Consider the following 23753-nt stretch of genomic DNA (forward strand, 5'->3'; position numbering starts at 1 on the left):
GGCACAACGGGGCGCCCATTGGGGGCGGACACCGAACACGCGAACGGCGGGACGCAACCGCGTCCCGCCGCTCGATCTTCGCAGATTTGCCTGCTGTATAAGGGAGTTGCCGGTCAGCCCACCGGTTGGGTGCGCGGCAGCCAGGTCGGTCGAGTCGCCTCGAACGAGGTGATGTCCTCTTCGTGACGCAGAGTCAGACCGATGTCGTCCAGCCCTTCGAGCAGCCGCCAACGCGTGTAGTCGTCGATCTCGAAGTCGGCGACGAGCTCACCCGCGCGAACCTGACGGTCCACCAGATCCACGGTGATCTCGGCGGTCGGGTCCGCTTCGGTCAAAGCCCACAGGCGTTCGACCGTCTCCTGCGGCAGCACGACGGTCAGCAGACCGCCCTTTTGCGAGTTGCCCCGGAAGATGTCCGCGAAGCGGGCCGAGATGACGGTCTTGAACCCGTAGTTCTGTAGGGCCCACACCGCGTGCTCGCGCGAGGACCCGGTACCGAAGTCGGGGCCCGCGACCAGGACGGTGGCGCCCGCGCGCTCCGGCTGGTTCAGCACGAACTCCGGGTTCTTGCGCCAGGCTTCGAACAGTCCGTCCTCGAAACCGTCGCGGGTGACCTTCTTGAGCCAGTGCGCGGGGATGATCTGGTCGGTGTCCACGTTGCTCTCGCGCAGCGGGACGGCCGTTCCGGTGTGGGTGGTGAAGGCTTCCATCGCTCAGACTCCTGCGGTGCTCAGGTCGGCGGGTGCGGCCAGGTGGCCCAGCACGGCGGTCGCGGCCGCGACCTGCGGCGAGACCAGGTGGGTACGGCCGCCCTTGCCCTGCCGCCCCTCGAAGTTGCGGTTGGAGGTGGACGCGCTGCGCTCGCCGGGGGCGAGTTGGTCGGGGTTCATGCCCAGGCACATCGAGCAGCCCGCGTAGCGCCATTCGGCACCGAAGTCGGTGAACACCTTGTCCAAGCCCTCGGACACGGCCTGCAGCGAGACCCGCACCGAACCGGGAACGACCAGCATCCGCACGCCGTCGGCGACCTTGCGGCCCTTGATGATGCCGGCCACCTCGCGCAGGTCCTCGATCCGACCGTTGGTGCACGAGCCGACGAAGACGGTGTCCACCGCGATGTCGCGCAGCTTCTGGCCCGCCGTCAGGCCCATGTAGGCGATCGCCTTCCGGGCAGCGGCCCGCTCGACCGGGTCCTCGATCGCGACCGGGTCCGGCACGGACTCGCCCAGCGGCGCGCCCTGACCGGGGTTGGTACCCCATGTGACGAACGGCGACAGTTCGGCCGCGTCGATGACGACCTCCTTGTCGAACACCGCGTCCGCCTCGGTCGCCAGACCCTTCCAGTACGCCACGGCCGCGTCCCAGTCCGCGCCCTGCGGCGCGTGCGGGCGGCCGTTCAGGTACGCGAACGTGGTCTCGTCGGGCGCGATCATGCCCGCCCGGGCGCCGGCCTCGATCGACATGTTGCACACGGTCATCCGGCCCTCCATCGAGAGGTTCCGGATCGCCTGACCGCGGTACTCGATGACGTAGCCCTGACCGCCGCCGGTACCGATCCGCGCGATCACCGCGAGGATCAGGTCCTTGGCGCCCACGCCCTCGGGCAGGTCGCCCTCGACGGTGACCGCCATCGTCTTGAACGGCGCCATCGGCAGCGTCTGGGTGGCCAGCACGTGCTCGACCTGGCTGGTGCCGATCCCGAAGGCCAGCGCGCCGAAGGCGCCGTGGGTGGCGGTGTGGCTGTCGCCGCAGACCACCGTCATGCCGGGCTGGGTCAGACCCAACTGCGGACCGACCACGTGCACGATGCCCTGCTCGACGTCGCCCAGCGAGTGGATCCGGACCCCGAATTCGGCGGCGTTCTTACGGAGCGTCTCGATCTGGGCGCGCGAAACCGGGTCCGCGATGGGTTTGTCGACGTCGAGCGTCGGCGTGTTGTGGTCCTCGGTCGCGATCGTCAGATCGGTGCGGCGAACCCGGCGACCGGCCTGACGCAGACCGTCGAACGCCTGCGGACTGGTCACCTCGTGCAGCAGGTGCAGGTCGATGTAGAGCAGGTCCGGCTCGCCCTCCGCGCGACGCACCACATGTGCGTCCCAGACCTTCTCCGCGAGTGTCCGTCCCATCGCTGTCCCTCCGGCCGGCGCCATTGCCGGCGCTGTGTGTCCTCTTGTCGCGCGGGTGCGGCTGATTCCGTATCCGCGGTCGACGCGCTGACGCGTCCCCGCATCCCGACGGCCCCCGGCTGTCTTGTCCGGTGCTCGGGTGCGGCGCGTTGCGCCACTGTGCCGGCACCGCCCTCGGTCGCGGACTTGCGTCTCGTAATCCGAGACGGCAATATCAAGGCATGGACAATTCTAGCGGAGTCGGCGTTCTCGACAAGGCCGCTGTCGTGCTGGCCGCGCTCGAAGCCGGTCCTGCCACGCTCGCGGGGCTCGTCGCCATAACCGGTCTTGCCCGGCCCACCGCGCATCGACTCGCGGTGGCCCTGGAACACCACCGCCTGGTCGCACGCGACATGCAGGGGCGTTTCGTACTCGGCCCGCGCCTGGCCGAGCTGGCCGCCGCGGCCGGCGAGGACCGGTTGCTGGCCGCCGCGCACCCGGTACTCGCGCACATGCGCGACATCACCGGCGAGAGCGCGCAGCTGTACCGGCGCCAAGGCGACATGCGTGTGTGCGTGGCCGCGGCCGAGCGGCTCTCCGGCCTGCGCGACACCGTCCCGGTGGGCAGCACGCTGCCGATGAAGGCCGGTTCCGCCGCGCAATGCCTGCTCGCGTGGGAGGAGCCCGAGCGCCTGCACCGGGGCCTGCAGGGCGCCCGGTTCACCGCGACCACGCTCTCCGGCGTGCGCCGCCGCGGCTGGGCGCAGAGCATCGGCGAGCGCGAGCCGGGCGTGGCGTCCGTCTCCGCTGCCGTGCGTGGCCCGAGCAACCGCGTGGTGGCCGCCGTGTCCGTCTCCGGCCCGATCGAGCGGCTGACCCGGCACCCGGGCCGACTGCACGCGCAGGCCGTGATGGAGGCCGCCGCCAAGCTGTCCGACGCGCTGCGCCGGGCGCAGGTGGAGGTCTGACCGCCCCGGTCCCCCGGACGCCTACGGGCGTCCGGGGAGCCGCGCCACATACGGCCGTTGGGCACGACGCACGCACACCCGGCGGCGTTCGCATCGGAAAACGAAGAAGACCTCCCGCGCCTGCGAGAGGTCTTCTTCTTCGAGGTAGCCCCGACGGGATTCGAACCCGCGCTACCGCCTTGAGAGGGCGGCGTGCTAGGCCACTACACAACGGGGCCTCGTACTGCTGGATGATGCTCTGTGCCGTGGAAGCCGCGAACGGCTGATCTGGTAGCCCCGACGGGATTCGAACCCGCGCTACCGCCTTGAGAGGGCGACGTGCTAGGCCACTACACAACGGGGCCAGATCATCAATCATGAACTTCTTCCAGCGACATCGCCCGAAGACGATGCAGCTGGGGTACCAGGACTCGAACCTAGACTAACGGAACCAGAAACCGTCGGGCTGCCAATTACCCCATACCCCAATGCTCGGTCCTTCGCGGTGCCCGGGGGCTTTTGCGAGGACTTCGCTCCGCGCCGCTCCCTTGCGGGGCGGCACGAGAAGAACTTTACCCGATGAGGCGCGCGTGACCAAAACGGGTTACCGGACCCTCGTTCGAATCGCCACAAGTCCGGGTGTTGCGCCCACGATTGCCCGCGCGCGCCCGGTCAGCCGCGCTTGATCACGGTATTGGTCAGGGTGCCGACACCACCGACGGTGACCGAGACCCGGTCGCCCACGTGCAGCGGGCCGACGCCGGCCGGGGTGCCGGTGAGCAGCACGTCGCCGGGCAACAGCGTCATCGCCTGGGTCACGTGCACGATCAACTCGGTGACGGTGCGGATCATCTGGCCGGTACTGCCCGCCTGGCGCACCTCGCCGTTGACGGTGCACGCCACGGTCAGCCCCTCGCCCTCGCCGACCTGGGCAAGGGTGATGTCGGTCTCCACCCACGGGCCCAGCGGACAGAAGGTGTCCATGCCCTTGGCCCGACCCCACTGGCCCTCGCTGCGCTGGAGGTCGCGCGCGGTCACGTCGTTGGCGCAGGTGAAGCCGAAGATCACCTCGGCCGCGCGCTCGGCCGGCACGTCCCGGCACATCCGGCCGATCACCACGGCCAGTTCGGCCTCGTGGTGCACGTCGTCGGAGATCTGCGGGTAGGCGATGCCGTCGCCGTGGCCGATCACCGACGTGGATGGCTTGAGGAAGGTGATCGGCGCGTCGGGGACGACCGAGCCCATCTCGGCGGCGTGCGCGGCGTAGTTCTTGCCGATCGCGACGACCTTGCTCGGCAACACGGGCGCGAGCAGGCGAACCGAGGACAGCGGGTACTGGGCGCCGGTGGGCCGCAGTTCGCCGAACGGGTGGCCGGCGAGGGCGTGCACCACCAGCGACTCGGGCTGGTCGGCGTCGCCGGTCACCACCCCGAAGGAGACGGAATCGTCGGTGGAGAACCTGGCGATGCGCAAGATGGGTCACCCTTGCCGAAGAGACACGAACGAGACGTGCCCAAGGCTACGCGGGCGCCGAGCGCTTCGGCGGATGGTGCTGCGGGTCAGGCGTGCGCGTCCACCGGCGGGGCGTCCATCAGGTTGGTGCGCCTCGGGTTCGCGGTCCGCACCTCGGCGATGACCGACTGTCCGACTGCCGCCTGGGCCGTTCGCGGGCCGGGCAGGACCACGTCCACCTGGGTCCGCCTGGGGTTGGCCGTGCTGGGGCGGTGCGTACTGATGTTGTCCACGGTTCCCGGTTCTCGCTCTTCCTTGTTCGCGCCGCATGCGGGGCGCAGTCACAACTGCGTGCAGGGTGCAGCCTTGTTCTCCAAGATTACCCGTGGTTACGTCAGGGGTGGTCACGGGTCACCCGACGGCTCGATCACCGACTGCACATCACGGTTTACACCAGGTGTTCGAACCGGGACATCAATATGTGATTTTCACCTCCCCGGAACCTCGACAAACGTGTGGCATTTTGCCCTTGATCGTCCCTTAATACCGGTTGCTTACCCCACGAAACGGGTTAACCGCCAAGATCGGTCGCAATGTCCTTATGTCCGGACCCCGCTATCTTGTTGCCGCCCCGTGGCTGTGCTGAAATGCCTGCGACCACGGGGGTGGTTCCCAACAAGCGGAGTTCCTTCACCTCAGCGCGCGAACGCGGCCGAGGTGCCCTGGGAAGAACGCGAATCCAGGGATTTACGCACACGAGCCTCGCCTTACCGGCGGGTCTAACGACTGGTCACAAGAGGTTGCGACGCTAGTGCAGGGACGTCGGAAGAAGCAGCACGACTCCGCAGGGGCCCCGGCCACGGCCGGCCCCTCCACGCCGGAGGTGCGAGCCCCGCAGCAAGCCAGCGGACCCCAGGACGCCAACGAGCCCTCCGACTCCGTCGGGGACTCCCTAGCCGGCGCCGGGGCAGCCCGGCCCACCGGGGCGGCACCGTCCCGGCTCAAGTTGCTGTTCTCGATCAGGAACTGGCGCATCCGTACCCGGATCACCGCGCTGCTCCTGCTCCCGGTCGTGGTCGCCGCGTTGCTCGGTGGCCTGCGTATCCAGTCGTCGATCGACAAGACCCGCGAGATGGACACGGTGCAAAAGGCCGCTGCCATCATCGATCAGGCCTCGACGCTGGCCACGTGGCTGGAGCAGGAACGCGACCTGCTCGCGCAGGCGAGTGTGGCTCCCTCGTCGGATCTGACGGCCGAGGTCAACAAGGCCAAGAAGACCACCGACGACCAGGTCACCGTCTACAACGCGGCCGTCGCGAAGATGAATACCGACTCGATGCCGGTGCTCGGCGCCACGCTCAAGGACATCGGCCACTCGCTGACGGAGCTCAACCGAACCCGTCAGGACGCCTTCCGCACGAGCACCCGCAGCACGGTCGACGCCTACAACAAGATGATTCTGCAGTTGCTGCAGATCAACCAGGAGGCGCCCGAGGTCACCCGCGACCCCGACCTGATCCAGGGCGCCCGCGCCCTCGGTTCGTTCGGTGAGTCGAAGGCGTACGCGTCCGCGCAGCGCGCCGCAGTGATCGCGTACGGCCTCAAGCCGAACGAGATCCCGCTGGAGGCGAGCGAGACGCTCGCCCGGCTGAACGAGTCCGAGCAGAACGCGATTCGCGGTTTCACCAGCGTCGCGCCCTCCGACTGGAACACGGTCTACAAGGCCAGTGTCAGCCGGGACAAGATCACCGCGGTCGAGGAGCGGTTCCAGCTCTTCAAGAGCATGGTCAACGCCGCCTTGGCCTCCAACAACAAGCCGAACGGCCTGGCCCGGCTGGAGAACGCGAACGACTTCACCACGCAGGAGTGGTGGACGTTGTCCACGGACAAGATCAGCGCGCTCGGCCAGGTCGAGGCCCAACTCGGGCTCAAGCTGACCGCCACCTCGAAGGATCTGCGCGACGAGGCCCGTACCGACGCGTTGATCAACACGATCCTCGTCGTCGGCGCGTTGTTGATCACCATCCTGCTCGGTGTGATCGTGGCGCGGTCGCTGGTGCGGTCGCTGAACACGCTGCGCCGCTCCGCGCTGGAGGTCGCCGAGGAGCGACTGCCCGAGACGGTGCGCCGACTCTCCGAGTCCGATCCCGGCGACGTGGATCTGGCGATCGAGCCGATCGGCGTGTTGTCCCGGGACGAAATCGGCCAGGTGGCCCGCGCGTTCGACGCGGTGCACGCCGAGGCTGTGCGACTCGCGGCCGAGCAGGCCCTGCTGCGAGGCAACGTCAACGCGATGTTCGTCAACCTCTCGCGGCGCAGCCAGAGCCTGATCCAGCGTCAGCTCGCGCTCATCTCCGACCTGGAGAACCGCGAGGCGGACCCGGACCAGCTGGCCAACCTGTTCAAGCTCGACCACCTCGCGACGCGTATGCGCCGCAACGGTGAGAACCTCCTGGTGCTCGCGGGTGAGGAGCCCGGCCGCCGCTGGACCCGACCGGTTCCGCTGGTCGACGTGCTGCGCGCCGCGGCCTCCGAGGTGGAGCAGTACGAGCGGGTCGAGTTGGGCGCACTGCCCACCACCGACATCGCCGGCCGCGCGGTCAACGACCTCGTGCACCTGCTCGCCGAGTTGCTGGAGAACTCGACCACGTTCTCCAGCCCGCACACCAAGGTGCGCGTCACCGGCCACATCCTGCCGGACGGTCGCGCGCTGATCGAGATCCACGACAACGGCATCGGGCTCACCGGCGACGACCTCGCCGACGCCAACCAGCGGCTGGCTCGCCCGCCGGTGGTGGACGTGTCCATCTCGCGCCGCATGGGTCTGTTCGTGGTCGGCCGACTGGCCACCCGACACGGCATCCGCGTCCAGCTCCGGCCGGGCGAGGGTGGCGGTACCACCGCGCTGGTCATGCTCCCGATCGAACTCATCCAGGGCGACCGCCCCGGTGGCGGCGACGGGTGGAGCAAGGGCGGCGACAAGACCGCGGCGGCCGTCTCCGGCTGGACCGAGGAACTGCCCGCGGCCGCACCGCCCGCGCAGGCTCTGCCCGGGCCCCGGGTGGGCAGCCGGGCCCAGGAGCGCAACCGGCGACGCGAACTGCCGCAGCGGGGCGCCGAGGCACCGGCCCAGCCGGTCAACCAGGCTCCGCAGCCGAACCACGCTCCCGACCACCGGAACAACCAGAACGCCGGCAACCAGCCGGCGCAGGCCCCGGTCCAGCAGGAGCCGTCGTACGGCAGCACGCAGTCCTTCGCGGCCCCGTCCTTCCAGGACGGCTCGGCCGGTACGGACACGCCGTACCCGGGCACGGTGAACCCGTTCGCGAGCGAGCCGGGTGTCACCAGCACGGGTGCGCACCGCGCGCCGAGTTCGCCGCCGCCGGCCACGCCCGGTCGGGACGACAACCCGTTCGCGCCGGTGCTGCCGCAGCCGCCGCAGCACCAGCCGCACGCGGACGACCCGCGCACCGGGGCCTTCCCGGCCGCGCCTTCGGCGCCGATGTTCGGCACCGGCGACGACGGCCGCGAGGCCGAGTCGCGCCGGACGCGGTACGGGCAGGACACCGGGGCGTTCCCGGCCGCTCCGCAGCCCGTGGACGAGCTGGGACGCGCGGGTGACACCTCGCAGTTCGCGTCGCCGTTCGGTGCGCCGTACGCGGACGAGCCGCGGCCCGGGGCCGAGATCGACCGAGGCGGCTACGAGCAGCCCGCGCAGCCGTTCGGCCGCCCGGGCGCGGAGCTCGCGCCCCGGCAGGACGAGCGCGCGCCCGCTCCGTGGGGCACCGAGTACGACGAACTCACCCCGGTGGCACCGCTGCCGGTCGAGCCCGTCGCGCCGCCGGCCGAGGTGCCGACCGGCTACGACACGCCGCGCCGCGAGGAACTGACCCGTCGGGAGGAACTGCCGCAGCGCGGTCGTACTCCTCGCGACGGCGAGCAGCCCCCGACCGGGGACTCGCTGCCGGTGCTGCGTGGTCTCGCCCCGCAGGCTCGCCCCGAGCCCGCGCGGCAGGAGCGGGACGAGCACACCCGGGCCGAGCAGGTACGCGGCCCGCAGGGCGATGTGCGGCCGGCGGCCTCGCCGTTCGCACCGGTGGGATCCGACCGCTCGGAGGGCTCGCCCTTCGCGCCGGTGGGTGCGCCGGAAAACGCCGAACAACTGCCCGCTCCGTCCGAGTTGGACATGAGCGCGCCGCCGAGCACCGGCGACGACGGTAGGCTGCCGATCTTCGACACGCTCGAATCCGACTGGTTCCACCGCCAGGGCAACCGTGGCGGCCGGATGCGAGCGGCGCAGGTCCGTTCCACGCCGCGAGGCGAGGAGCAGGCCGCGCCGGCGCGCGAGCAGGCGGCCGAGCCGAGTCCGCTCGGCGATCTCGACCGTCGGGTGCCGATGGCGACCAACCCGCCGCAGGCACCGGCACCGGTCGAGCAGGCCCCGGCCTTCGGTGGTGGGCGTCAGCAGCCCGTCACCGACATGTTCGGGACGCCGACGGAACCGGACGAGTTTGTCGAGCAGTCCCCCGCGGTCGCACCCGCCGTCGGCCCTCAGGGTCAGCAGTCCGGCTGGTACTCGGCCGGTGACGACGGTTGGCGCGCGGCGGAGGCCGCTCGCGAGCCGTCCTCGGGTGGCACCACCGGAGCGGGCCTGCCTCGCCGTGTGCCCCGCGCCAACCTGGTGCCGGGCGGCGTCGAGCAGTCCGGCGGGGCTCAGGCCCCGGGCCACCCGGGTGCGGGTCCTGCCGCACCCGGCACCCGTCAGGAGCAGTCGGGCCGGCCCACGCCGGGCGCTCCGGGCCTGTCCCGGTCGCCCGACGAGGTTCGCGGGCGACTGACCAACTTCCGCCGGGGCATCCAGCAGGGTCGCACCGCCGGGTCCGGGGGATCCGCCCCTCGGCCTCGTGACGAGAACAACCAGGAGCAGGCATGACTGAGAAGTCGTTGAGCCAGGCCGCGCAGAACCTGAACTGGCTGATCACGAACTTCGTGGACAACACCCCCGGGGTGTCGCACACGGTCGTGGTCTCCGCGGACGGCCTGCTGCTCGCCCTGTCCGAGGGCTTCCCTCGCGACCGGGCGGATCAGCTCGCCGCCGTCGCATCGGGTTTGACCAGCCTGACCCAGGGTGCGTCCCGTATCTTCGAGGGCGGGCACGTGACCCAGACGGTCGTGGAAATGGAACGGGGTTTCCTCTTTATCATGTCGATTTCGGACGGCTCGTCGCTGGCCGTACTGGCGTCGCCGGAGTGTGACATCGGCCTGATCGGCTACGAGATGGCCCTGCTCGTGGACCGCGCGGGCGCCGTGCTCACGCCGGCCTTGCGCGCCGAACTCCAAGGTGCACTGCCGCGATGACACCTCCGGATATGTCCGATCACGGGGACCAGGAGTTTCACGAGACCCTGGTCCGCCCGTACGCCATGACCGGTGGTCGCACCCGGCCTCGCTATCAGCTCGCGCTGGAGGCCCTGGTCACCACGACACCTCAGGTGGCCAACCCACCCGGCCTGTTGCCCGAGCACCAGCGCATCTGTGCGCTGTGTCGGGAGGTCAAGTCGGTAGCCGAGATCTCGGCTCTGCTCACCATCCCGCTCGGCGTCGCCCGCGTACTCGTCGCGGACCTCGCCGAAGCCGGGCTGGTGGTCATTCACCAGCCCGGGAACGACCAGGGGCAGCCGGACGTCACGCTGCTCGAAAGGGTGCTCAGTGGACTTCGCAAGCTCTAGCCCGGGCCCGGCTCCCGCCAGGTCCTCCACCACGTCGGCGAAAATCGTCGTCGCCNGCGGATTCGGCGTGGGCAAGACCACGCTCGTCGGTGCCGTTTCGGAGATCGCTCCGCTGCGTACCGAAGCGGTCATGACGTCCGCCAGCGCCGGTGTCGACGACCTGTCGGCGACGCCGGACAAGCAGACGACGACGGTCGCGATGGACTTCGGTCGCATCACGCTGGACGAGGATCTGATCCTGTACCTCTTCGGTACGCCGGGTCAGCACCGATTCTGGTTCATGTGGGACGACCTGGTCCGCGGCGCGATCGGCGCCGTGGTTCTGGTGGACACGCGCCGACTCGCCGATTGCTTCCCCGCGATCGACTACTTCGAGAACAGCGGGCTGCCGTTCATCGTCGCGTTGAACTGCTTCGACGGATTGCAGACCCACCACGCGGAGGATGTCCGCGAGGCATTGCAGATAGGGCCCGACACCCCGATCGTGAGCTGTGACGCACGGCGCCGCGAATCGGCCAAGTCGACCCTGATCACGCTGGTCGAGCACGCACTGATGGCTCGCCTGCGCTGACCTTCGGGCTTGCTCGCGCCGGCCTTCGGTAACTGTTCGAACCTGTTTTTCGTATTGCGCACCACTCCATCTCAGGCGAATCCCATTGCGGGGTTCGCCTGAGGTGTTGTGGCCGCGAAGCCCGAGTGGCCGGTTTCCCAAGGGCGTTCGAGAAATTCGACAAATGTGTGACAGGACTCGGCGACATGCCCGGCCGAGTGCTCGCCTCGACCCGCACATTGCTAAGGTCATCCCATAGTCATCTGTTGCCCAATTGATATCAGAACGTTTTGAGGCGCAGGCCCAACAACGAACCGAGGTGGGGTTCGGTGGACGACAACAGCAGGCGCGCAGCGCAAGCGGCCCGCCTTCCGATGGTCGACGGCACGACCGAGTCGGGGCTGCCGCGAAGGCCCCCGCAGGCCAATCTGCTGCCGGGTGCGGCGGCCGAGGAGTTCGGCCTCGACCGGGAACTACCCGTGTCGCGGGAACCGGAAGAGGTCCGAGGGCGGCTCGAACGTTTCGCCGTCGGACGCGAGTTGGCACGTCTTGAAGAGAGCGAACCGCTGCTGCCGCCCAACCCGATGACCGCGGCCAGCCCGCTGGCCTCCGCGCCCGTGCGCCCACCCGCCCCGGCACCCGCCGCCCCACCGACGCCGCCGCAACCGCGGGCCGGCGGTCCCGTGCAACCCACGCTGCCGTCGCCGCCGCCGGGGTCCCTGTCACCGCTGCCGGCGGGTTGGGACGAACCGTGGGGCGACGGGTGGCGGTCGTTCCGCCCCGGCCGCCCCTGACGGTTCATCACATTCGGTCTACGCGCGGTCCGTTCCCTCGATGTCCTGGGCACCGGGGGACAGGCCCGCCTTGAGCAGACCGTAGGTGTACGCGTCCTCCAGGGCCTGCCACGACGCCGCGATCACGTTCTCCGCGACCCCGACGGTGCTCCACTCCTGCTTGCCGTCGGTGGTCTCCACCAGCACGCGCGTGATCGCGTCCGTCCCGTGTCGGCCCTCCAACAGCCGTACCTTGTAGTCCACCAGCTCGAACGCCGCGAGCTGCGGGTAGATCCGCTCCAGGGCCAGCCGCAGCGCGCGGTCGAGCGCGTTGACCGGGCCGTTGCCCTCGCCGGTCGCGACGATCCGCTCCCCCTTGGCGCGCAGCTTCACGGTGGCCTCGTTCACCGGTACGCCGTCGCCGCGCTGTTCGCTGATCGCACGCCACGACTCCAGCGTGAAGAACCGTGCGCGGCCCAGGCTCTCGTCCCGCAACAGCAGCTCGAAGGACGCGTCCGCGGCCTCGTACGTGTACCCGGCGGCCTCGCGCTCCTTGACCTGGTTGACCACCCGGCCGACCAGGTCCTTGTCGCCCGAGAGGTCGTAGCCCAGCTCCTTGCCCTTGAGTTCGATCGAGGCGCGGCCGGCCATGTCCGAGATCAGCATCCGCATGTCGTTGCCGACCAGTGCGGGGTCGATGTGCTGGTACAGGTCGGGGTCGACCTTGATCGCGGACGCGTGCAGGCCGGCCTTGTGCGCGAAGGCGGACACGCCGACGTAGGGCAGGTGGGTGGAGGGGGCGAGGTTGACCACCTCGGCGATCGCGTGCGAGATCCGGGTCATCTCGCGCAGCTTGCCCTCGGGCAGCACGCGCATGTCCTGCTTGAGTTCGAGGTTGCCCACCACCTGGAACAGGTTGGCGTTGCCCACGCGTTCGCCGTAGCCGTTGGCGGTGCACTGGACGTGCGTGGCGCCGCCCTCGACGGCCGCGATGGTGTTGGCCACCGCGCAGCCGGTGTCGTCCTGCGCGTGGATGCCCAGGCGGGCACCGGTGCCCGCGTGCACGGCGGTGACGATCTCGCGGACCCCGCTGGGCAACATCCCGCCGTTGGTGTCGCACAGCACGACCACCTCGGCGCCCGCGTCGTGCGCGGCGGCGACCACGCTCAGCGCGTACTCGGGGTTGGCCCGGTAGCCGTCGAAGAAGTGCTCACAGTCGACGAACACCCGACGGCCCTGCGCTCGCAGGTGGGCGACGGTGTCCCGGACCATCTCCAGGTTCTCGTCCAACGTGGTGCGCAGCGCGAGCGCGACATGCTTGTCGTGCGACTTGGCCACCAGGCACACCACCGGCGCCTCGGCGTCGAGCAGGGCCTGGACCTGCGGATCCGCGGCGGCCGTGGTGCCGGCCTTGCGGGTCGAGCCGAACGCGACCAGGACGGCGTGGGCCAGGTGCAGCTCGTCCTTGGCCCGGCGGAAGAACTCGGTGTCGCGCGGTACGGCGCCCGGCCAGCCGCCCTCGATGAAGCCGACACCGAAGTCGTCCAGGTGGCGGGCCACGGTGAGCTTGTCGGACACCGTCAGGTTGATGCCCTCGCGCTGCGAACCGTCCCGGAGGGTGGTGTCGAAGACGTGGAAGGCGCTCGGTTCGGTCGTCGTGGGGTGCATTGGCCTCGGTTCTCCCGTCGATCAACAAATGGCGGGCCCACGCGCACGATCACCGCCGGGGTCGGGCGGCAAACAAAAAGACCCCTCGCGGTCGCGAGAGGTCTGCGTGCGGGCGGTGGGCGGTGTGCACCCCTTGTGGGGGGATCAACCCGTTGCCGGCACGCTGCGGCTAATAATGAGCCACTGCTGCATGCTTCGGAGTCTGGCACATCCGCTTGCCCGTGGTCGTGTGGTCTCACAATGTGGGCGGGACGAGCGAACTTTTGTGCGCCGACCCGCTCCGCCGGGTGAACGAGCTGCGGTTCACCCCCAGGCCGGGGCACCTCGGCGGCGCGGTGAAGACCGCTGCGGCTCCGGCCGCTCCCCCGGCGCGTCAGCGCCCACGACTTGATCGTCGACCGGTGATCGACGAGCGAGCGAGGAGAGCGGCCGGAGGCCGCTGTCACCGTGCGAAGCGTGGATTATCCGATCGTGTGCGTCCAGCCGTGGACGTCTTCCGCTCGGCCGGTCTGGATGTCGACCAGGGCCTTGCGGAGCTCCATCGTGATCGGGCCCGCCTCGCCGGAGCCGACCGTCCAGTCCGCGGTGCTGGACTTGACCGAGCCGACGGGGGTGATCACCGCAGCGGTACCGCACGCGAAGACCTCGGTGAGGGTGCCGTTCGCGTTGCCCTCGCGCCAGTCGTCGACCGAGATCAGCGCCTCCTCTGTGGCGTAACCACGATCCGCCGCCAGTCGCAGCAGCGAGTCGCGGGTGATGCCGGGCAGCAGCGAGCCGGTCAGTCGGGGCGTGACGATCCGCGCGTCCTTGCCCTCCCCGTACACGAAGTACAGGTTCATGCCGCCCATCTCCTCGATCCAGCGACGCTCGACCGCGTCCAGCCAGACCACCTGGTCGCAGCCCTGCTCGATGGCCTGGGCCTGGGCGACCAGCGAGGCGGCGTAGTTGCCGGCGCACTTGGCCTCGCCGGTACCGCCGGGCACCGCGCGCACGTACTCCTGGGACAACCACACCGAGACCGGCCGCACGCCGCCCGCGAAGTAGGGGCCGGCCGGCGACGCGATGACCAGGAAGAGGAACTCGTTCGCGGGGCGCACGCCGAGGCCGACCTCGGTGGCGAACATGAACGGCCGGATGTACAGACTCTCCTCGGGCGCGCTGGGCACCCAGGCGGCGTCCTGGCGGATCAGCGCGTCCACCGCGGCCACGAACAGGTCCTGCGGCAGCTCCGGCATGGCGAGCCGGCGGGCGGAGTTCTGGAAGCGGGCGGCGTTCGCGTAGGGCCGGAAGGTGGCCACGCTGCCGTCGGGGCGGCGGTATGCCTTGAGACCCTCGAAGATCGACTGCGCGTAGTGCAGCGTCATGTTCGCGGGGTCGATGTCGAGCGACGCGTAGGGCGTGAGCTGCGCGTCGTACCAGCCGCGTCCCGCACTCCACTTGATGGCGACCATGTGCTCGGTGAACACGCGGCCGAAGCCCGGGTTCTCCAGGCGCGTGGCGCGCTCGGCATCGCTCAGCGGGTGTGCGGTGGGCTTGAGGTCGATCGTCAGGGAAGCCTGGAGGGCGGGCTCCTGCGGGGCGGCAGTCGTCATGGCTGTTCTCGTCCTTCACCGTGGAGTATGGCGGGGATGGGTGCTGCTGGGACCCGGTTTCCCGTACCTGGACGTACTGGAAGTGTTCCCCGGGAACCGCACCCGCGTTCCACCCGGTGAGACGTTAACGCAGTCGACCGGGATCCCGACAGGCGCGGCCCCTGAACCGCCGAACGACCGACTCGCCGGTCCGGCAGGGGGCACGCGTCGACGGTCCCGGTCGACGGACGTGGTGATGCCGGCGAATCAGCCGGCTACTCGGGCCGCGAGCGCGTCGCCGATCTGCGACGTGCCGCGCACACCGAGGGTGCCGCGCTCGGCGAGGTCGGCGTAGACCGCGGCCTCGACCCGGCGGGCCTCGGCGGTCAGGCCCAGGTGCTCCAGGAGCATCGCGACCGAGAGCACGGTGGCGGTGGGGTCGGCCTTGCCCTGGCCGGCGATGTCCGGCGCCGAGCCGTGCACCGGCTCGAACATGGACGGGAACTCGCGGGACGGGTTGATGTTGCCGCTGGCCGCGAGACCGATGCCGCCCGCGATGGCGGCGGCGAGGTCGGTGATGATGTCGCCGAACAGGTTGTCGGTGACGATCACGTCGAAGCGCTCGGGCTGGGTGACCATGAAGATGGTCGCCGCGTCCACGTGCAGGTAGTCGGTGCTGACGTCGGGGAACTCGGCCGCGACCGCGTTGAACACCCGGGTCCACAGGTGGCCCGCGTACACCAGCACGTTGTTCTTGTGCACCAGGGTCAGCTTCTTGCGCGGCCGGGCCTGGGCCCGGGCGAACGCGTCGCGCACGACCCGCTCGATGCCGAACGCGGTGTTGACGCTGACCTCGGTGGCCACCTCGTGCTCGGTGCCGGTGCGCAGCGTGCCGCCGTTGCCGGTGTACGGGCCTTCGGTGCCCTCGCGGACCACCACGAAGTCGATCTTCGCGTCCGCGCCCAGCGGCGAGACCACACCCGGCGCGAGCTTGGCCGGACGCAGGTTGACGTGGTGGTCGAACGCGAAGCGGAGCTTGAGCAGCAGGCCGCGCTCCAGCACCCCCGAGGGCACGCTGGGGTCGCCGATGGCGCCGAGCAGGATCGCGTCCTGGCCGCGCAGCTCGTCGAGCACACTGTCGGGCAGCGTCTCTCCGGTGCGGTGGTACAGGCGGGCACCGAGGTCGTACTCGGTGGTCTCGACCTTGGCGTCGGCGGGAAGTACGGCGCCGAGGACCTTCAGACCCTCCGCGACCACTTCCTGGCCGATGCCGTCACCGGGAACTACTGCGAGACGAATGCTGCGAGACATAGGGGGGACCCTACCTTCCGTCCCAGGGACTGATCACATGCCGTCCGGATGGTGGGACGCAGTGGTGCGAATCGGGGCTGTCAGCGGTCCTCGTCGGCGGGGCCGCCGTTGTCGCGACGGTCGAGGGCGCGCTGAAGGGCACGAGCGGCGTTGCGGCGCGTGGTTTCGTCCATGACTGCACTTCCTTCACAAGGCGGGGTGTCTACACGGTGTGCGACGGACAACGTGCAGGGGCCTTGTGGGCGTGCGGAGATTTCCTACCGTACGGGATTTCCGGGTACGGAAGGGGCCGTCTTCCTTCACGGTAGGCGACGGTTCGCGCCGCTGTCTGCAATTTACTCGGAGTTCCTACTATCTGAGACCGGCAGTCCACCAACCGGCCCAGCGAGCCCCGCCGGGGAGCCCCCGAACGGGGACGAGCGGCGGCCGGCGGCGGGCATGCCGAAGGCCCGGGAGCCGTGGGGTTCCCGGGCCTTGGGCCGTCGTGGGCGGGGTCGGCCGCGCGAAGCGCGGTCAGTCGTCCAGGTTCACCGAGCGCACGAAGGCCGCGCCGATTTCCTCGGCGATGGCGTTGAGGGTTTGCGGCTCGACCGTCGTGTCGACGGTGAGGGCGACCAGCGCCTCGCCGCCCTTGGCCGCGCGGGCGACCTGCATGCCGGCGATGTTGACGCCCGCCTCGCCGAGGTGGCGGCCGATCACGCCGACCACGCCCGGCTTGTCCGCGTAACGCAGGAAGACCATGTGCGCGGTGAGCACCAGGTCCACGTCGAAGCCGTCCACCTCGACGATCTTCTCGATGTGCTTGGGGCCGGCGAGGGTGCCGGAGACCGAGATCTCGTCACCGTCGGCGAGCGTGCCGCGCACGGTGACCAGGTTGCGGTGGTCCGGGCTCTCCGAGCTCGTGGTCAGCCGGATCTCCACGCCGCGCTCCTGGGCCAGCAGCGGAGCGTTCACGTAGGAGACCGACTCCTCCACGACGTCCGCGAACACGCCCTTGAGCGCCGCGAGTTCGAGCACCTTGACGTCGTGCTGGGTGATCTCGCCACGCACCTCGACGTCCAGTCGAACCGCGACGCCGCCCGCGAGCGCGGTGAAGATCCGACCCAGCTTCTCGGCCAGCGGCAGGCCCGGACGCACGTCCTCGGCGATCACGCCGCCCTGCACGTTGACCGCGTCCGGCACCAGTTCGCCGGCGAGCGCCAGCCGCACCGACCTGGCCACCGCGACGCCGGCCTTCTCCTGCGCCTCGTCGGTGCTCGCGCCCAGGTGCGGCGTGGCCACGACGCTGTCGAACTCGAACAGCGGACTGTCCGTGCACGGCTCCTTGGAGAACACGTCCAGGCCGGCGCCGGCGACCCGGCCCTCCTTGAGCGCGGACGCGAGCGCGACCTCGTCGACGATCCCGCCGCGCGCGGCGTTGACGATGCGCACCGTCGGCTTGACCTTGCGCAGCGCCTCGTCGCCGATCAGGCCCAGCGTCTCCGGCGTCTTCGGCAGGTGCACGGTGATGAAGTCGGACTGCTCCAGCACCTCGTCCAGGCTGAGCAGGCGCACGCCCATCTGCGCGGCGCGGGCCGGCTGCACGTAGGGGTCGTAGGCCACGATGTTCATCCCGAACGCGGACATCCGCTGCGCGACCAGGACGCCGATCCGGCCCAGGCCGACCACGCCGAGGGTCTTCTCGGAGAGCTCGACACCGGTGTACTTGCTGCGCTTCCACTCGCCGTTCTTGAGCGCGGCGCTGCCCTGCGGGATGTTGCGCGCGACCGAGATGAGCAGGCCGCAGGCGAGTTCGGCGGCGGTGACGATGTTCGAGGTCGGCGCGTTGACGACCATGACGCCGGCCTTGGTGGCGGCGGGGACGTCGACGTTGTCCAGCCCCACCCCGGCGCGCGCGACCACCTTGAGGCGGCCGGCCGCGGCGATCGCCTCGGCGTCCACCTTGGTCGCGCTGCGGATCAGGATGGCGTCGACGTCGGCGATCGCGGACAACAACTCACCGCGGTTCGCACCATCGCAGTGGCGGATCTCGAAATCGGGTCCGAGGGCATCGACGGTGGCCGGGGACAGCTCTTCGGCGATGAGAACGACGGGCTTGCTCACGGTTTTCCTTCGCGTGCTGCGATGACGGGTGGCCGCGTGGAAGACGCACGACGGGGTGGCCTGACGCGTGGCCGATCCTACCGCCGCCCTTGTGAAGGACTTCACAGATGTCCGATGTGTGGACTCCGAACGCGCGGGGCAGCGCTTCTGACTCATCGTCAGGTCAGCGGTGGATCGGGCGGGGTCGATCCGGCGATCAGTCGGCGGCCAGGAACCACCCGATGGTGACCCGACGCTGCCCGTTCAGGTCGAGGATGACCACCTCGCCGGAGCCCGGACTGGGCAACGGCGCGGTGCCCCCGTAGGGCAGCGTGCGCGTTTCGCCGTCGTCGATCCGGACCTCGGCCACCGGCGCGTCCTGCGAGCCGCGCCGCCAGGTGACCCACCAGATCGCGTCGTCGCCGCACTGGAATTCCAGGTGCACCCGGGAGACGAACAGCCAGTCGGCCGGTGTCACGAGATGACAGCGGGTCGCGTCGCGACCGACCGCCAACGTCGCCCCCGGCCGACTCGGCGCGCTTGCCATCAGCATGGCAACCGTCGCCGCGTCGTTCGCCCCCGAAGTCGACGCCATGTTGAGATCGAGCACCGGTTTCCTCCCCCACGCTCCTGGTCGTCAGTCGAATACCGCCCCCGACCGCACCCTGCGGCCCTGCGGCCCTGTGGTTCGCGTCGCCTCAGTCGATCGATCCACCGCGACGGGCACACGGGCACGGTTCGCGTCCCACGATGCCGCAGGTGACCGCCGTCTGGGCGATCAGGTCCCAGCCTCCGTGGACATGCGGGGTCGTGTCCAGGTAGTCGGGCCCCAGCAGATGATTCAATTCCGGGCAAAGCAGCGAGCTGTAGAAGTCGCGACGCAGTTCGGTCTTGCAGCGCTCGACGGTGGCCTTGGCCATGTAGAGCATCTCGCACAACTCGTCGGTGGTCCTGGGCCGCTTGGTGGCGCGGCCGTGGATCCAGTCGCAGGACATCGCCGCGAGCACCTCCAGGCGCACCCCGCGCAGCTTGTTGCGCAATTCCTCCGGTCCGACGTCCACGGTCGGCGGCGCGTTCCCGTCCGGCGAGGAGGACGTGCTGGGCCGGATCGGCTGCATCGCCCGCCACGCGAGCACCACGCTGCGTCGTCGGGCCAGGTCGCTGACCAGGATGTTGCCGCTGGTGCGCGCGGGCAGCGGCAGGATCGCGCCGTACGGCATGTCCTGCGAGGTCTCGCCGCGCTTGATCCGCACGATCGCCACCGGGGTGTCCCGCTGCCCGCGCGGCCACTCCACCGTCCAACCCCGGTCCTCGCTGTACTCGAACACCAGGTGCTTGCGCGAGACGAACAGCCAGTCGTGCGGCGTCAACAGCGGGCGGCACGCGCTGGGATCGCGGCCGACGAACAGCCGCGTGCCCACCACGCCCGGTGTACGCACGCTCTTGGGGCTCGGCAGCGGGTCCCGTTCCGCTTCGCGGCCATCCTCCATCGCGACGAACGACATGTTCAGTTCGAGCATGATCCCCTCGCCCCCTCCCCGGTCCTACCGCTCACCTGGTACCCGCGTGCGGCGCATCCGCACCACACGGGCAGGGGCCGCGCCCCGTTATCCCGTGGGTGACCGCGGTCTGCGCTATCAGGTCCCAGCCGCCGTGCACATGCCGCACGGTGTCGAGGTAGTTCGGACCGAGCAGGGCGTTCAGCTCCGGGCACAGGCCCGAACTGTAGAACTCGCGACGCAGCTTGGTCTTGTACCGCTCGACCGTGGCCGCCGACAGGTGCAACAACTCGCACAGTTCCTTGGTGGACTTGGCGCGCTTGACCGGGCGGCCGTGCACCCAGTCGCAGGACAGCGCGGCCAGCACCTCCATCTCCGTCTCGGAGAGGCGGTTCTGCAGCACGAACGGCGCGACGTCCTGGGTCTCGGGCACACCCACGTCCGGCTCGGTGGGCTCCTCGCCCGGGCGTTGCGGCAGCGACACCCGCCACTCGACCAGGACCCGTCGGCGTCGGGCCAGGTCGGTGACCACGACCCGGCCCGGGCGCAGCGAGCCCAGCGGCAACGTGGCGCCGTAGGGCACCGGTTCGGACACGCCCTCGCGATCGATCTGCACCAGCGCGACCGGGCGCGGGTGCGAGCCCTGGAGCCACTCCACGCTCCAGCCGCGCTCCAGGGAGTAGACGAACTCCAGGTGCACGCGCGATACGAAGCGCCAGTCCTTCGGTGTGACCAGGCCACATCGCGACGGGTCCCGGCCGATCGCGATCTTCTTGCCGGGCTCGCTTTGCACCTTCACCGTGCGCGGCCGGGCCAGGTCCGACTCCTGCTGGTCGGCGTCGTCCGACGTCGCCACGGTGAGGATCAGTTCGAGCATCGCCATCCGTCCGGTCTCGTGCCCCGCCCTGGGGCATCGCCCATCTTCGCCCGGTGAACCGTCACCAGGCCGTTCCGCCGTCCGACCGTAGGGCCCCGGGGGCACCCGACGCATCCTCCGGTCGTTCCCGGGGGTCGGCGCCGGAGCGATGCCCCTCGGGTACGGGCAGTGCGTCGCATTCGACCACGACCGCCGTCGCGTCGTCGTCACCACTCTCGACAGCCGTTCTGGTCAAGGTCGTTGCCGCGTGGAAGGGGTCGCCGTGCACCAGGTCGGCCACCGTCTCGTCGGGCAGATGGCCGACGCCGTCCGTGGCGAGAACCACACGGTCGCCCTCGTGCAGTTCGATCCGTTGCAGTTCGGGTTCGGGTGCCTGCGAGCCGCCCAACGGGGTGGAGGTGAGCAACCACGGTCGGCCGAACTCGGCGGCGTTGCCCTGTTCGGTCAGCCGGAACGCCCGTCCGCCGCGCACCAGCCAGCACACGCTGTCGCCGCAACCGGCCAGATGCAGCCTGCCGTGTTGCAGGACGGCCGCCACCACGGTGGTGCGCATGCCCTCGTACTGCGCGACACCGTGCCGGCGCACCGCGAGGTCGGCCACCGCGATCGCGGCGCTGAGCCGGTCGCTCCAGCCCGCGGACAGGTCGGCGGCGGCCAGTTCGGCCACCAGCGTGCGCACCGCCACGTCGGCCGCGTACCAACCGGCGGGGTGGCCGCCGAGGCCGTCGGCGACGATGAACACCTCGCCCGTGGCGGCGTACCGGTCGTCGTTGTCCCGGGCGGTCAGCTCCGGGCCCAGGCCGCGCCGTTCACGCCGGGCCGCGCGCCGTCGGCCGGGGTGCGAGGACGTCGACCACGCGGACGCCTGGACGCCCAGCGGGGGGCCGCTTCGGGCCGAGTCCTCCCCGGCCGCCTCGGCCCGGCGCAGGCTGTCGCTGCGCGAGGTGGTGGGTACGTCCAACTCGTCCGCGTCCTCGGCCGGCTCGGGCACCGGCTCAGCCGTCGGCACGGCGGCCGGCAGCAGTTCGGTCTGCGGCTCGGGCACCGGCGGCGGCGACGTGGGCATCGGCGGGACCGTGGGGGGCGGCGGCACCGCGTGCCCGGCGGCGAGCGTGGTGTCGGCGGAGCCGCCGGCGACCGTGGGCGGCGCGGGAACCGGCGGCGGCGGTGCGGGAGTCCGGGCGTCCGGGCGGACCGCGCGCGGGGTCACCGTGTGCGGAACCGGGTCGGGCACACGATCGGCCGGCTCCGGCTCCGGCTCGGTGGCGAAGGTCTCGGCGGGCCGGGGGGCCTGATCCCACAACGATCGCGGCGCGACCTCGGGCGCCGCGGCAGCCGCCTCCGGCCCCGGGCCGGGATCCGCCTCGGCCGCCGGCAAGGGCACCCGATCGGCGGCGTGGTCGGTGTCCGGCTCGTGGGGCCGCTCGGGTTCGGGTTCGGGTTCGTCGTACTCGTCGTCGAAGGTGGTCGACGCGGGTGTCGGCGTGTAGGTGGGCCGCGGCTGCGCCGGTTCGATCCGCTCCACCGGCTCGCGGGTCGGCGTGTCCTCGAAGTCGAGATAGAGGTCACCGAAGATGTCGTCGTCCGCCGCCGGTGGCCGTTCGGCGCGCAATTCGTCCTGCCGCAGCGTTCGTTCCGGGAAGCCACCGCGAGCCGGCACGGTCGTCTCCCGACCCGAGTCCCCTCTGCCCCTCATGTGTCTCACGCTCCACGATGTCGGACCGGAACGGCAAGTCCGGTGCGGCGATAGCACTGCCTCGTTCAAGCATGCTGCCTCGGATGCGGCCCTGGCATGTGAACCCGAAGGCCAATTCCTTCGGGTTTTCTCGGCGCACGCCGCGGAGGCGAACGCGCATCGATCGCGCCGGAGCCTAACCGCGTCCGGTCCGGACCGCCTCCGAACCGTCCGCGAGCAGGCCGGCGAGCGCGCTGCGTCCCCGGGAGAGGCGAGCCTTGATGGTCCCCTCCGGCGCACCCTCGTGCGCGGCGATCTCGGCGACCGACAGGCCACCCATGTGGTGCATCACCACGGCGCGCCGCTGCGCCTCGGGGATCTGCCGCAACGCGGTGACCAGGGCGACGGATTCGGGTCCGGGTGCGGGCAGGTCGCCGTCCGGACCGTGCCGGATCCAGCTCTTGAGCGCGGTACGGGTGCGCCGCCAGCGGCTGACGGCGATGCGTTGGCCGACCAGGCGGATCCACGCGACGGGGTTCTCGTAGTCGCTGATCCGGTCCCAGTCCTTCCAGGCCCGGATGTACGTCTCCTGCGCGGCCTCCTGGGCCTCGCCGAGATCACCGGTCAGCGCGTACAGGTGTGCGACGAGGGCGCCGTGGCTCTCCGCGTAGAACACGTCGAAGTCGGCGCGACCGCCCGTGTCCCGTCTCATCGTTCCCCCGCGTCCCGTCGCGGCGTGTTCGTCCTGCCGTGACCCGGTACCTTATCCGGCCGAAGACGCACCCCCGATGTCGGTTCGGGTCGCGGAATACCCGCCTTGGGCGTCTCTCCCCCACCCACGCACACGAATGGGTGATCGGTTCCGTGTAGCGGCCAACCGTTCGGCCGAGAACAACGCCAACGAGAGCGCGAGACCGACCCCGACCAGCACACGCCGCCGCCGACGCCGGGCGATCAACACCCGAATCGGCATCCGCCCACCGCCCGGACGCCCGACAAGGACGCGACCGACATCACGTTCGAGCATGCCGAACACAACGGCGAGCACGTCCTCATCCGTCATGACCGCGCATCCCCCGTCACTCACCACACCGGCCCATGCGACACGCCCGGTACGGTCCACACGCACCCGACGCCTCAAGGGTTGCGCCTTGTTGGGCGACTTCGCCGCCGGGGCGGGGGCGGGGCGAGACGGCGGCGGCCGGGGTCGGGGGGTGGCCTGGGTCGGGGGTGCGGCCGGTCCGACCGGCCCGGGTCGCGAGCGGGGAGCGTGCTGGCCGGGGTCGGGGGCGCGGCGAGCGGGGCGGCCGGAGTCGAGGGCGGGGCGAGCGGGGCGGCCGGAGTCGAGGGCGGGGCGAGCGGGGCGGCCGGAGTCGAGGGCGGGGCGAGCGGGGCGGCCGGAGTCGCGAACACGGCAAGCATGAGCGGCCGAAGTCGCGTGGGCGGCCGGTCCGACCGGCCCGGGTCGCGAGCAGGGAGCGCGCTGGCCGGGGTCGGGGGCGCGGCGAGCGGGG

18 protein-coding genes, 3 tRNA genes and 1 pseudogene are annotated in these 23753 nt (G+C 70.7%); 6 read left to right on the forward strand and 16 right to left on the reverse strand.

What is annotated here, in order from left to right; genetic code table 11:
• Window positions 1-113: 113 nt before the first annotated feature.
• Window positions 114-710: a 3-isopropylmalate dehydratase small subunit gene (gene leuD, locus A3IC_RS0127505; protein WP_020553292.1), complete on the reverse strand. Its 597-nt coding sequence runs from the start codon at window positions 708-710 to the stop codon at window positions 114-116.
• Between the two features lie 3 nt (window positions 711-713).
• Window positions 714-2126, reverse strand: a complete 1413-nt coding sequence (gene leuC / locus A3IC_RS0127510) for a 3-isopropylmalate dehydratase large subunit (protein ID WP_020553293.1) — start codon at window positions 2124-2126, stop codon at window positions 714-716.
• 221 nt (window positions 2127-2347) lie between these two features.
• Here leuC and A3IC_RS0127515 point away from each other — a divergent pair, with 221 nt between their 5' ends.
• Complete coding sequence (locus A3IC_RS0127515) at window positions 2348-3073, forward strand: IclR family transcriptional regulator (protein ID WP_026218813.1); 726 nt, start codon at window positions 2348-2350, stop codon at window positions 3071-3073.
• 145 nt (window positions 3074-3218) lie between these two features.
• Here A3IC_RS0127515 and A3IC_RS0127520 read toward each other — a convergent pair.
• The 5 genes from A3IC_RS0127520 to A3IC_RS0127540 form a co-directional block, all read right to left on the reverse strand.
• Window positions 3219-3291: transfer RNA gene (locus A3IC_RS0127520), tRNA-Glu, on the reverse strand.
• 50 nt (window positions 3292-3341) lie between these two features.
• Window positions 3342-3417: transfer RNA gene (locus A3IC_RS0127525), tRNA-Glu, on the reverse strand.
• A gap of 51 nt (window positions 3418-3468) precedes the next feature.
• Window positions 3469-3540, reverse strand: a tRNA-Gln gene (locus A3IC_RS0127530).
• Window positions 3541-3724: 184 nt separating this feature from the next.
• On the reverse strand, window positions 3725-4525 hold the full coding sequence (locus A3IC_RS0127535) for a fumarylacetoacetate hydrolase family protein (protein WP_020553295.1): 801 nt from the start codon (window positions 4523-4525) through the stop codon (window positions 3725-3727).
• Between the two features lie 86 nt (window positions 4526-4611).
• Window positions 4612-4797 carry a hypothetical protein gene (locus A3IC_RS0127540; RefSeq protein WP_020553296.1) on the reverse strand — a complete coding sequence of 62 codons (186 nt, stop codon included), beginning with the start codon at window positions 4795-4797 and terminating at the stop codon, window positions 4612-4614.
• A 518-nt stretch (window positions 4798-5315) separates the two neighbouring features.
• On the opposite strand from A3IC_RS0127540, the gene A3IC_RS56850 reads away from it, so the two are divergent.
• From A3IC_RS56850 to A3IC_RS0127565, 5 genes and pseudogenes are all read left to right on the forward strand, one after another.
• On the forward strand, window positions 5316-9437 hold the full coding sequence (locus A3IC_RS56850) for a sensor histidine kinase (RefSeq protein ID WP_052173825.1): 4122 nt from the start codon (window positions 5316-5318) through the stop codon (window positions 9435-9437).
• Complete coding sequence (locus A3IC_RS0127550) at window positions 9434-9862, forward strand: roadblock/LC7 domain-containing protein (RefSeq protein ID WP_020553297.1); 429 nt, start codon at window positions 9434-9436, stop codon at window positions 9860-9862. The genes A3IC_RS56850 and A3IC_RS0127550 overlap by 4 nt, the downstream gene beginning before the upstream one ends.
• 38 nt (window positions 9863-9900) lie before the next feature.
• Window positions 9901-10233, forward strand: a pseudogene (locus A3IC_RS0127555) (DUF742 domain-containing protein); the annotation flags it as partial.
• The gene (locus A3IC_RS0127560; RefSeq protein WP_063744885.1) at window positions 10214-10804 is read left to right on the forward strand and encodes a GTP-binding protein; all 591 of its coding nucleotides are present in this window, start codon (window positions 10214-10216) and stop codon (window positions 10802-10804) included. The pseudogene A3IC_RS0127555 and the gene A3IC_RS0127560, both read left to right, overlap by 20 nt.
• A gap of 308 nt (window positions 10805-11112) precedes the next feature.
• Window positions 11113-11577, forward strand: a complete 465-nt coding sequence (locus A3IC_RS0127565) for a hypothetical protein (RefSeq protein ID WP_020553300.1) — start codon at window positions 11113-11115, stop codon at window positions 11575-11577.
• A gap of 18 nt (window positions 11578-11595) precedes the next feature.
• On the opposite strand, the gene cimA is transcribed toward A3IC_RS0127565, so the two are convergent.
• The 9 genes from cimA to A3IC_RS0127615 form a co-directional block, all read right to left on the reverse strand.
• Complete coding sequence (cimA, locus tag A3IC_RS0127570; RefSeq protein ID WP_020553301.1) at window positions 11596-13224, reverse strand: citramalate synthase; 1629 nt, start codon at window positions 13222-13224, stop codon at window positions 11596-11598.
• Window positions 13225-13685: 461 nt separating this feature from the next.
• Window positions 13686-14816 (reverse strand): branched-chain amino acid aminotransferase, encoded by a 1131-nt coding sequence (locus A3IC_RS0127575; protein WP_020553302.1) that lies wholly within the window; start codon window positions 14814-14816, stop codon window positions 13686-13688.
• A 246-nt stretch (window positions 14817-15062) separates the two neighbouring features.
• Window positions 15063-16106, reverse strand: coding sequence for a 3-isopropylmalate dehydrogenase (locus A3IC_RS0127580; protein WP_026218817.1), 1044 nt, complete (start codon window positions 16104-16106; stop codon window positions 15063-15065).
• A 513-nt stretch (window positions 16107-16619) separates the two neighbouring features.
• Window positions 16620-18209, reverse strand: a complete 1590-nt coding sequence (gene serA, locus A3IC_RS0127590; RefSeq protein WP_020553305.1) for a phosphoglycerate dehydrogenase — start codon at window positions 18207-18209, stop codon at window positions 16620-16622.
• A 196-nt stretch (window positions 18210-18405) separates the two neighbouring features.
• Entirely contained in the window at window positions 18406-18798 is a 393-nt protein-coding gene (locus A3IC_RS0127595) for a hypothetical protein (RefSeq protein WP_020553306.1), read from the reverse strand.
• 88 nt (window positions 18799-18886) lie between these two features.
• Window positions 18887-19708 (reverse strand): FHA domain-containing protein, encoded by an 822-nt coding sequence (locus A3IC_RS62740; protein WP_020553307.1) that lies wholly within the window; start codon window positions 19706-19708, stop codon window positions 18887-18889.
• Between the two features lie 31 nt (window positions 19709-19739).
• Window positions 19740-20570 carry a hypothetical protein gene (locus tag A3IC_RS62745; RefSeq protein ID WP_020553308.1) on the reverse strand — a complete coding sequence of 277 codons (831 nt, stop codon included), beginning with the start codon at window positions 20568-20570 and terminating at the stop codon, window positions 19740-19742.
• Between the two features lie 55 nt (window positions 20571-20625).
• A complete protein-coding gene (locus tag A3IC_RS0127610) occupies window positions 20626-22260 on the reverse strand; it encodes a PP2C family protein-serine/threonine phosphatase (RefSeq protein WP_158696119.1) in 1635 nt (544 codons plus the stop codon).
• Window positions 22261-22435: 175 nt separating this feature from the next.
• Window positions 22436-22951 (reverse strand): SigE family RNA polymerase sigma factor, encoded by a 516-nt coding sequence (locus tag A3IC_RS0127615; protein ID WP_020553310.1) that lies wholly within the window; start codon window positions 22949-22951, stop codon window positions 22436-22438.
• Window positions 22952-23753 lie beyond the last annotated feature (802 nt).

The organism is Embleya scabrispora DSM 41855 (assembly GCF_000372745.1).
Taxonomy (GTDB): domain Bacteria; phylum Actinomycetota; class Actinomycetes; order Streptomycetales; family Streptomycetaceae; genus Embleya; species Embleya scabrispora.

Coding starts and splice junctions, on each gene's coding strand:
- leuD (WP_020553292.1), bottom strand. CDS start 710: ATGGAAGCCTTCACCACCCACACCGGAACGGCCGTCCCGCTGCGCGAG.
- leuC (WP_020553293.1), bottom strand. CDS start 2,126: ATGGGACGGACACTCGCGGAGAAGGTCTGGGACGCACATGTGGTGCGT.
- A3IC_RS0127515 (WP_026218813.1), top strand. CDS start 2,348: ATGGACAATTCTAGCGGAGTCGGCGTTCTCGACAAGGCCGCTGTCGTG.
- A3IC_RS0127550 (WP_020553297.1), top strand. CDS start 9,434: ATGACTGAGAAGTCGTTGAGCCAGGCCGCGCAGAACCTGAACTGGCTG.
- cimA (WP_020553301.1), bottom strand. CDS start 13,224: ATGCACCCCACGACGACCGAACCGAGCGCCTTCCACGTCTTCGACACC.
- A3IC_RS0127575 (WP_020553302.1), bottom strand. CDS start 14,816: ATGACGACTGCCGCCCCGCAGGAGCCCGCCCTCCAGGCTTCCCTGACG.
- A3IC_RS0127580 (WP_026218817.1), bottom strand. CDS start 16,106: ATGTCTCGCAGCATTCGTCTCGCAGTAGTTCCCGGTGACGGCATCGGC.
- A3IC_RS62740 (WP_020553307.1), bottom strand. CDS start 19,708: ATGCTCGAACTGAACATGTCGTTCGTCGCGATGGAGGATGGCCGCGAA.
- A3IC_RS62745 (WP_020553308.1), bottom strand. CDS start 20,570: ATGGCGATGCTCGAACTGATCCTCACCGTGGCGACGTCGGACGACGCC.
- A3IC_RS0127610 (WP_158696119.1), bottom strand. CDS start 22,260: ATGAGGGGCAGAGGGGACTCGGGTCGGGAGACGACCGTGCCGGCTCGC.
- A3IC_RS0127615 (WP_020553310.1), bottom strand. CDS start 22,951: ATGAGACGGGACACGGGCGGTCGCGCCGACTTCGACGTGTTCTACGCG.